The 8,502-nt window shown below is 72.5% G+C and carries 8 protein-coding genes and 1 tRNA gene; 5 read left to right on the plus strand and 4 right to left on the minus strand.

The features are described 5' to 3' along the window. Positions 1–52 precede the first annotated feature (52 nt). A complete protein-coding gene (gene rlmB, locus ACFV0Q_RS33925; protein WP_385010723.1) occupies positions 53–1,024 on the plus strand; it encodes a 23S rRNA (guanosine(2251)-2'-O)-methyltransferase RlmB in 972 nt (323 codons plus the stop codon). 151 nt (positions 1,025–1,175) lie between these two features. Further along, positions 1,176–2,708, plus strand: a complete 1,533-nt coding sequence (locus ACFV0Q_RS33930; RefSeq protein WP_385010725.1) for a DoxX family membrane protein — start codon at positions 1,176–1,178, stop codon at positions 2,706–2,708. Between the two features lie 102 nt (positions 2,709–2,810). Here the strand turns inward: ACFV0Q_RS33930 and ACFV0Q_RS33935 are convergent, their stop codons facing one another. The 3 genes from ACFV0Q_RS33935 to ACFV0Q_RS33945 form a co-directional block, all read right to left on the minus strand. Further along, on the minus strand, positions 2,811–3,599 hold the full coding sequence (locus ACFV0Q_RS33935; protein ID WP_385010726.1) for an NDP-sugar synthase: 789 nt from the start codon (positions 3,597–3,599) through the stop codon (positions 2,811–2,813). A 54-nt stretch (positions 3,600–3,653) separates the two neighbouring features. After that, entirely contained in the window at positions 3,654–4,067 is a 414-nt protein-coding gene (locus tag ACFV0Q_RS33940) for a hypothetical protein (protein WP_385010728.1), read from the minus strand. 198 nt (positions 4,068–4,265) lie between these two features. Beyond that, positions 4,266–5,357, minus strand: a complete 1,092-nt coding sequence (locus ACFV0Q_RS33945; protein ID WP_385010730.1) for an ABC transporter ATP-binding protein — start codon at positions 5,355–5,357, stop codon at positions 4,266–4,268. Between the two features lie 238 nt (positions 5,358–5,595). Between ACFV0Q_RS33945 and ACFV0Q_RS33950 the strand changes: the two genes are divergently transcribed. Continuing rightward, a tRNA-Thr gene (locus tag ACFV0Q_RS33950) sits at positions 5,596–5,670 on the plus strand. Between the two features lie 88 nt (positions 5,671–5,758). On the opposite strand, the gene ACFV0Q_RS33955 is transcribed toward ACFV0Q_RS33950, so the two are convergent. Then, on the minus strand, positions 5,759–7,138 hold the full coding sequence (locus ACFV0Q_RS33955; protein ID WP_385010732.1) for an NAD(P)/FAD-dependent oxidoreductase: 1,380 nt from the start codon (positions 7,136–7,138) through the stop codon (positions 5,759–5,761). Positions 7,139–7,312: 174 nt separating this feature from the next. Between ACFV0Q_RS33955 and ACFV0Q_RS33960 the strand changes: the two genes are divergently transcribed. Further along, positions 7,313–8,056 carry a DsbA family protein gene (locus ACFV0Q_RS33960; RefSeq protein ID WP_385010734.1) on the plus strand — a complete coding sequence of 248 codons (744 nt, stop codon included), beginning with the start codon at positions 7,313–7,315 and terminating at the stop codon, positions 8,054–8,056. A gap of 10 nt (positions 8,057–8,066) precedes the next feature. Next, positions 8,067–8,502 (plus strand): aminoglycoside phosphotransferase family protein (locus ACFV0Q_RS33965; RefSeq protein WP_385010736.1); only part of this gene is annotated, 436 nt, incomplete at its 3' end.

The following is an 8,502-nucleotide window of genomic DNA, read 5'->3' on the forward strand; positions in this document are numbered from 1 at the left end:
GCACACTCTTCATACGTACATATCGCAGCACCAACGAAAACAGGTAGAGGTCATGGCCGGGAACAGCCAGCGCAGGAACCGCCGCACGTCCAACAAGAAGGGCGCCACGGTCGGCAGCGGTGGCCAGCGGCGCAAGGGCCTGGAAGGCAAGGGCCCCACGCCCAAAGCCGAGGACCGCAAGAAGCACAAGGCGAACCGCATCAGCAACGCCATGGCCCGGCAGGCGGCCAAGCGCCGCCCCGCCCCCCGCCGCGGCGGCGTCAAGGGCTCCAGCGAGATGGTCGTCGGCCGCAACCCGGTCTTCGAGGCGCTGCGCGACGGAGTCCCCGCCACCACCCTCTACGTCCAGCAGTTCATCGACAACGACGAGCGCGTCCGCGACGCCCTCAAGCTCGCTGCCGACCGCGGCAACATCAACCTGATGGAAGCCCCGCGCCCCGAGCTCGACCGCATGACCAACGGGCTCAACCACCAGGGCCTGGTCCTCCAGGTCCCGCCCTACGAGTACGCGCACCCGGAGGACCTCACCGCCGCCGCGTACGACAACGGCGAGGACCCGCTGATCGTCGCCCTCGACGGCGTCACCGACCCCCGCAACCTCGGCGCCATCGTCCGCTCCGTCTCCGCCTTCGGCGGCCACGGCGTGGTCATCCCCGAGCGCCGCGCCGCCGGCATGACCGCCGGCGCCTGGAAGACCTCCGCCGGCACCGCCGCCCGCACCCCGGTCTCCCGCGTCACCAACCTGACCCGCGCCCTCCAGGACTACAAGAAGGCCGGCATCACCATCGTCGGCCTCGCCGCCGAGGGCACGCACACGGTCAACGACCTCGCCGAGCTCGCCGGTCCCGTCGTCATCGTCGTCGGCTCCGAGGGCAAGGGCCTGGGCCGCCTCGTCGGCGAGAACTGCGACTACCTCGTCCGCATCCCGATGCCGGGCGGCGCCGAATCGCTCAACGCCGGCGTCGCCGCGGGCGTCGTGCTCTACGAGGCCGCGCGCCGCCGCGCCGACGCCGGCCGGGTCTGATCCGCACCCGTCGGTTGAACCATCCGGCTCACGCGAAGTGACCCGTGAGCGTGTCACCCCGCCCCTTTCGGGCGGGGTGACTTGATCTTGACGGGTCTCGGACAGATCCCTGCTGTCAAGGCAGTGTCCTAAACACTCATCACTCGGTTAGATGAGTGTGGACACCAGAACGTCAGGGTTCGACGACCAGCCCGCGCTGAGCATGGTCAAGGTGCCGTGCGACCCCGCACAGGTCATCGTCAACCACGCCAGCTTCCGCGTGCGGCTCGCACCGAGCCCGAGCGCGCGTTCCAAGCCCGCGAACGCCCCCGGCCGCGCGCCCGTACTCGGCGCCGCCGTGGTCGCCGCCGCCGGAGCCACCCGCCGCCGGGCCCCCGTCGTCTGGAGCGGCAAGGCCGCCCCCGGCGACGCCGCCGCCATGGGCGGGCTCCTCCAGGCCGTGCGGGAGGCCGGCCGCGGGAACGACGAGTACGACGGCGGCGCCACCCAGACCATCCCCCGGGTCGACCTCGCCCACGACCTCGCCGACGACACCCTCGTCACCCCCACCGTCATCGGCCAGCGCACCTACGGCGACCCGGACGAAACCCGCCCGATCGCCGCCGTACCGGACCTGCCGTACGAGCAGTACGCCGACCGGTACCCCGGCAGCGGCCCCGAAACGGGCCCCGACACCCGGCGCGGCCCCGCCGACCCCCGCGCCCAGGCCTCCTACTACCCCGGCCGCCGGATGAACCTCGGCGTGGTCCTGCTCCCGCTGCGCGTCTTCCTCGGCTTCATCTCCGTCTACGCCGGCATGGGCAAGCTGTGCGACCCCGTCTACTTCGACGGCGGCGAACGCGGCTCCATGGTCACCTGGCTCCAGACCTTGCACCCCTGGGCGCTGGCCGAACCGCTGCGGGACTTCGCGCTCGCGCACCCCGTGGGGGCCGGCCTCAGCGTGGCTTTCCTCCAGGTCATCGTGGGCGTCCTGACGGTCTTCGGGCTGTGGCAGCGCTTCGCCGCCTGCATCGGGGCCCTGCTGTCCGCCGCGCTGCTGATGACGGTGAGCTGGAAGACCGTCCCCGCCTACGACGCGCCCGACATCATCTACCTGGCCGCCTGGAGCCCCCTGATCATCGCGGGCGCCCCCGTCTACTCCCTCGACGGACGGCTCGCGGGCGAGGCCTGGCGCACGCTCGGCCCGCGCACCGAAGTCTGGCGGCTGCGCAGGCGCGTCCTGCGGCGCGGAGCCGTCATGGCCACCGTCGTCTGCGGACTCACCCTGCTCATCGGCTCCCTCCTCGGCGGGGCCGTCCGCTCCAGCACCGTCGTCACCGTCCCCGGCCCCGGCCAGGCCCCGAGCAACTACCTGCCCGGCAGCCCCCTGCCGCGGACCCCCGCCCAGCAGCCCGGCCAGCCCGCCAGGCAGCAGCCCTCGAAGCCGGCCTCGCCCGCCGCCTCCGCCCCCGCCTCACCCTCCGCGAAGCCCGCCCGCACCGGCACCACCACCCGCGAGAGCGCCGGCACCGGCTCCGGGGCACCCAGCGCCACCAAGGGCGGCACCGGCAGCAGCCAGACCCCGCGCAGCAGCACCCCGAGGCAGTCCAGCCCGCAGCAGCCGCCGGCCTCCTCCGGGACCCGCAGCAGCGGCGGGGACACCCCGGCCAAGAAGCCCGGCCTCGTCGGAGGCCTCCTCGGCTGACCCCGCCCCGACCACCCGAAGGGCCCGGCACGCTCACGAGCGCGCCGGGCCCTTCCGCGTACCGGGACACGAGGCGACGTACAGAAAGGCGTGTGCGGGGCCTCAGGTGGCGTTCTGCGCCGCCAACTCCCGTGCCGCCTCGGTCAGGTCCTTCGCCGTGTCGATCGCCCGCCAGTAGGCCCCCTGGGGCAGCGGGAAGCCCGCCAGCCGCCGCTCGCGCGCCAGGTGCGGGAACGTCGTCCGCTCGTGGTCCCCCAAATCCGGCAGCAGGGACGCGAATTCGGGAGCGAACACGTACACCCCCGCATTGACCGGATACGGCGACTGCGGCGCCTCGATGAAATCCAGCACCTGCCCGAACTCGTTCGTCTCCACCACCCCCCACGGCATCCGCGGCCGCGCCAGCGCCAGCGTCGCCACCGCCCCCCGCTCCTCGTGGAAGGCCGCCATCTCGCGCAGCGGGAACCGCGTCCACACGTCACCGTTGGTCGCGTACCAGGGCCGGTCACCGTAAGGCAGCCTGCGGGCCGCGTACTTGAGGCCGCCGCCCCGCCCCAACGGCTCCTCCTCCACCACTGTCGTCACGCGCAGCGGCAACGGGGTCCGGGCCAGCCACTCCTGGAGCACCTCCGCCAGGTGCCCGCAGGAGACGACGACATCGGTGACCCCCTCCGCCGCCAGCCACGCCAGCTGGTGCCCGATGATCGGCAGCCCCGTCCCCGGGATCTCCACCATCGGCTTCGGCCGGTCGTCCGTATACGGACGCAGCCGCGAACCCTGGCCGCCCGCCAGGACCACGGCCTGGGTGGGCGGGGCCGGGAACGCGGCCGCGCTGTCGAAGGGTTGGGGCGGAACGGGGGGCACAGGGGGTCCGGCGGGTGCTTCGCTCATGGCCGCCAGCGTAGGGACGGCCCCTGCCCCGGCGGAGGCAGGCGCGGCGGGCGGTCAGCCCATCGAGGCGACGCCGGACGCGTACGCGGTGTCGCACACCGGACGCGCGAAGGACTGCGCCTTCGTCGGCCCGTACGCGTCCACCGCTGCCCGGCCCAACGCCCGCGCGATGCCCACGCAGTGCTCGGCCAGCGAAGGCCGCTTGTCGACCTCCTGCTGGAGGTGCGTCAGGACGTCACCCGGCTCGTCGCCCTGCCGGATTTCACCGAGCAGCTTTTCGCGCAGCACGTCCTGCGCGGCGCGCGGCTTCGCGGGGACGGACACGTCCTCGGCGGACGCGGTCAGGATCTGGGAAGGGGAGTTGTCCGCCCAGGGGACCATCGTGACCGCGAGGGTCCCGGACAGGACCAGGACGACGGGCAGGACCAGGGCGAGGGAACGGCCGATACGGCGGGCAGTGTGGGTCACGAGGGCGAGAGTAGCGCTCGGTGAAGATTTGGCGACATTTAGTCACCCGGTCGGGGGATGGTTCGACGTGACTTTTCGAATTAAGGGTTGACGGGTGCGGCCGAATGGCCCGGTCTGCCGGGGTTCATGACGCGGCGGCCGCAACTGACGCGGAAGGGGCGCCCCTTGGCGGGACGCCCCTCACTCACCCGCCGGACGTCAGCCGGAGAGGCGCACGCCCGAAGACGTCGAGAACACGTGGATCTCGTCCGCACGCGGCACCACGTTCAGCGTCGTGCCCTTCTCCGGCACCTGACGGCCGCCCACGCGCACCACGATGTCCTGCGCCTTGTCGGCGCCGAGCGCGGCACTGCCGTAGACGTAGCCGTCCGCGCCCAGTTCCTCGACCACGTTGACCGTGATGGTCAGGCCGCCCGTGCCGGCGACGTCGAAGTGCTCGGGGCGGACGCCGACCGTCACCGTGCGGTCGCCCGCGTCGGCGGCGGCGGACAGCGCCTCGCGCGAGACGGGGACGACGCTCTCGCCGAACTTCACACCGCCGTCGGTGATCGGGACCTCGACGAGGTTCATGGCCGGCGAGCCGATGAACCCGGCGACGAACAGGTTCGCGGGGCGGTCGTACATGTTGCGCGGGGTGTCCACCTGCTGCAGCAGACCGTCCTTGAGGACCGCCACGCGGTCGCCCATCGTCATGGCCTCGACCTGGTCGTGGGTGACGTAGACGGTGGTGATGCCCAGGTCGCGCTGGAGCGCGGCGATCTGGGTACGGGTGGACACGCGGAGCTTGGCGTCGAGGTTCGACAGCGGCTCGTCCATGAGGAAGACCTGCGGCTTGCGCACGATGGCGCGGCCCATCGCCACGCGCTGGCGCTGACCGCCGGACAGGGCCTTCGGCTTGCGGTCCAGGTACTGGGTCAGGTCCAGCATCTTCGCCGCCTCCTCCACCTTGCGGCGGATGGTGGCCTTGTCCTCACCGGCGATCTTGAGCGCGAAGCCCATGTTGTCGGCGACGGTCATGTGCGGGTACAGCGCGTAGTTCTGGAACACCATCGCGATGTCCCGGTCCTTGGGCGGCAGGTGCGTGACGTCGCGGTCACCGATGCGGATGGCGCCGCCGTTGACGTCCTCCAGGCCCGCGAGCATGCGCAGGGAGGTGGACTTGCCGCAGCCGGAGGGGCCGACGAGGACGAGGAACTCGCCGTCCTCGATCTCCAGCTCCAGCTGGTCGACGGCGGGCTTGTCGCCGCCCGGGTAGAGGCGGGTCGCCTTGTCGAAGGTGACAGAAGCCATGGTGGTGTATCCCTTCTACCGGCAGGAACGTGCCGGACGATCCGAGTGGAAGGTCTAGTCCAGCCAGCTGGACTCCGCCCGACGCTACCCGGCGGGACGCGTCCTGTCAGCACCCGGGAGCCCGGATTGTCGTACCGGCCGGTGGTTACGGGAGGCTTTCAAACCTGATGGCCCACCGAATCGACCGCTGTGTAGAGTGATGGCGGTTTCGCGCGCGGTGGGTTCGTGTGCGTGTCATGCCTCCTTAGCTCAGTCCGGCCAGAGCAACGCACTTGTAATGCGTAGGTCGTCGGTTCGAATCCGACAGGGGGCTCCGCTGCAGGTCAGAGGCTTGCTGATCAAGAGAATTCGTGCAGAAGTGGAAGGCCCCGGGCGATGGCCCGGGGCCTTTTGTGTTGCCTTCAGCCGCGGCCCGAGATGCGGTCTGCCAGGCGGGCCAGCGGGGTTGTCGTGGGGCGGTGGGTGGTCGTTTCGTGGCGGTCCGCCTCGCGGTAGGCGGCGTAGAGGGCGTGGACGCCGAGCCAGCGGAAGGGTTCGGGTTCCCAGCGGCGGACGCGGTGGTGGACCCAGGGGAGGGTGGTCAGGTCGGTGCTGTCGCCGAGGACCAGGTCGCGCAGGGTGCGGGCGGCGAGGTTGGCGGTGGCCACGCCGGAGCCGACGTAGCCGCCCGCCCAGCCGAGGCCGGTGGTGGCGTCCAGGGTGACGGTGGCGCACCAGTCGCGGGGGACGCCGAGGACGCCCGACCAGGCGTGGGTGATCTCCGTACCGGTGAGGGCCGGGAAGAAGGAGGTCAGGAGGGTGGTGAGGGCCGAGATCGTCGCGGGCTGGGTGCGGCCGTCGTTGTCCGTGCGGGAGCCGAAGCGGTACGGGACCCCGCGGCCGCCGATCGCGATGCGGTCGTCGGCGGTGCGCTGGGCGTACATGTAGGCGTGGGCCATGTCGCCGAGGAGCTGTGAGTCCGACCAGTTCAGGGCTTCCCAGGTGGACGGGGGGAGCGGGGCCGTGACGATCATCGAGGAGTTCATGGGGAGCCAGGTGCGCTTCTGGCCCTTGAGGGCGGCGGTGAAGCCCTCGGTGCAGCGCAGGACGTACGGGGCGCGGACGGTGCCGTAGGGGGTGACGGCCCGGCGGGGGGCGAGTTCCGTGACGGGGGTGGATTCGTGGATCACCACGCCGAGGCGTTCGCAGGCGGCGGCGAGGCCGCGGAGGAGCTTGAGGGGGTGGACGCGGGCGCCGTGCGGGGTCCAGGTGGAGCCGACGGCGTCGGCGATGTCGATGAGGGCGCGGGTGTCGGTGGCGTCGTGGAGGACGCGGTCGCTCTCGCCGAAGCCGAGTTCGGCGGCGTGGAAGGCCTTGAGGCGGGTGAGCTGGGCGGGGGTGCGGGCGACTTCGAGGACGCCGCCGTGGTGGATGTCGGCGTCGATGCGTTCGGCCGCGGCGACCTTGATGACCTCGGTGACGGTGTCGTTCATGGCGTGCTGGAGGCGGAGGGCGGCCTGGTGGCCGTGGAGGGCGGCGTAGCGGTCGCGGCCGGCGATGCCGTTGTAGAGCCAGCCGCCGTTGCGGCCGGAGGCTCCGTAGCCGCAGAACTTCTGCTCCAGGACGGTGACGCGGAGGTCGGGGGCGGCGCGCTTGAGGTAGTACGCGGTCCACAGGCCGGTGTAGCCGCCTCCGACGATGACGACGTCCGCGGTGGCGTCGGTGGTGAGGGGGGCGCGGGGTGGCCGGGGGGCGGTGGTGTCGGTCGCGTACCAGAAGGAGATGCCGCCGTTGATCGTCATGGGGGAGTTGGTACACGGGGTGTTCGAGGGGTGTCCAGGGGCGGGGTGTCGTGTTTCGGGGGGTGTTGGCGGGCCGGATGGCCGATGTGGGCGGGTGGGGCGGTTGCGTAGGGTGTCGGAGGGAGTTTGTCGGTTTTAGGGTTTATGCGTTTTTTATGGAGAGGGTTTCCGGTGGTGGTGGGCGTACGGAGGGCAGGGCGCGCGGGACGGGTCGTCGCGGCGGTGGCGGCGGCGGTGCTGCTGGGCGGTGCGGTGGCCGGCTGCGGGGCGGGGGACGAGGGGGCGTCGTCCCCTTCGGCCGCGGCGGAGGTGCGGACCAGCCCGATCGCGGACCGGCTGGCGAAGCTGCCGGCCGTGGTCGACGGGGCGAAGGTGGTCGTCGGGAAGGCGGAGGCGCCGCGCACGGTGCGGGTGCTGGTGGATCCGCGGTGCGGGTACTGCGCGAAGTTCGAGGCGGCGGGCGGGGAGACGCTGCTGAAGCTGGCGGACGAGGGGAAGGTGCGGATCGAGTACCTGCTGGCGTCCTTCCTCGACCGGGGCGGGGCGAGCGGTTCGGTGAAGGCGGTGAACGCGCTGCGGGCGTCGGTGGACGCGGGGAGGTTCGCGGAGTACCACGCGGCGGTCTTCGCGAGTCAGCCGAAGGGGAAGTTCACCGACGGGCTGTTGCTGCGGATCGCGGACCGGGTGCCGGGGCTGCGCGGGGCGGCGTTCGACAAGGCCGTCGCGGAGGGGACGTACGCGGGGTGGGCCGGGGAGGCCGAGCGGGCCTTCGAGGCGACGGGGATGCGGGGGACGCCGGCGGTGCTGGTGGACGGCGAGCCGGTGGGGACGAAGGACGGGTCGATGTTCGACGCGGCCGCGTTCGCGCGGACGCTGGAGGCGGCCGGCGTCGGGGCCGGGGCCGGGGCCGGGGCCTAGGGTCGGCGGCGTGATCGGGATTCCGGACGGGTTGGTCGAGGCGCGGCTGCGGTTCAACGGGGCGGTGGGGCGGGAGTTCATCGCCGGGTTGCCGGGGCGGGTGGCGGAGTTCCTGGAGCGGTGGGGGCTTCGGGTGGCGGGACCGGGGATGCACGGGATGACGGCTCTGGTGCTGCCGGTGGTGCGGGCGGACGGGACGGAGGCGGCGTTGAAGCTGCTGGTTCCGGACGAGGAGAGCGTGGGGGAGCCGGTGGCGCTGCGGGCGTGGGGCGGGCGGGGCTGCGTACGGCTGCTGGAGTGGGACGCGCCGACGGGGACGCTGTTGCTGGAGCGGCTGGACGGGGCGCGGTCGTTGTCGGTGCTCGCGGAGCGGGACGCGGGGGCGGCGGTGGGGGTGGTGGGTGAGTTGCTGGCGCGGCTGACGTCGGTGCGGGCGCCGGAGGGGT

Origin of the sequence: Streptomyces sp. NPDC059564, from assembly GCF_042735575.1 — a bacterium.
Classification (GTDB): Bacteria; Actinomycetota; Actinomycetes; order Streptomycetales; family Streptomycetaceae; genus Streptomyces.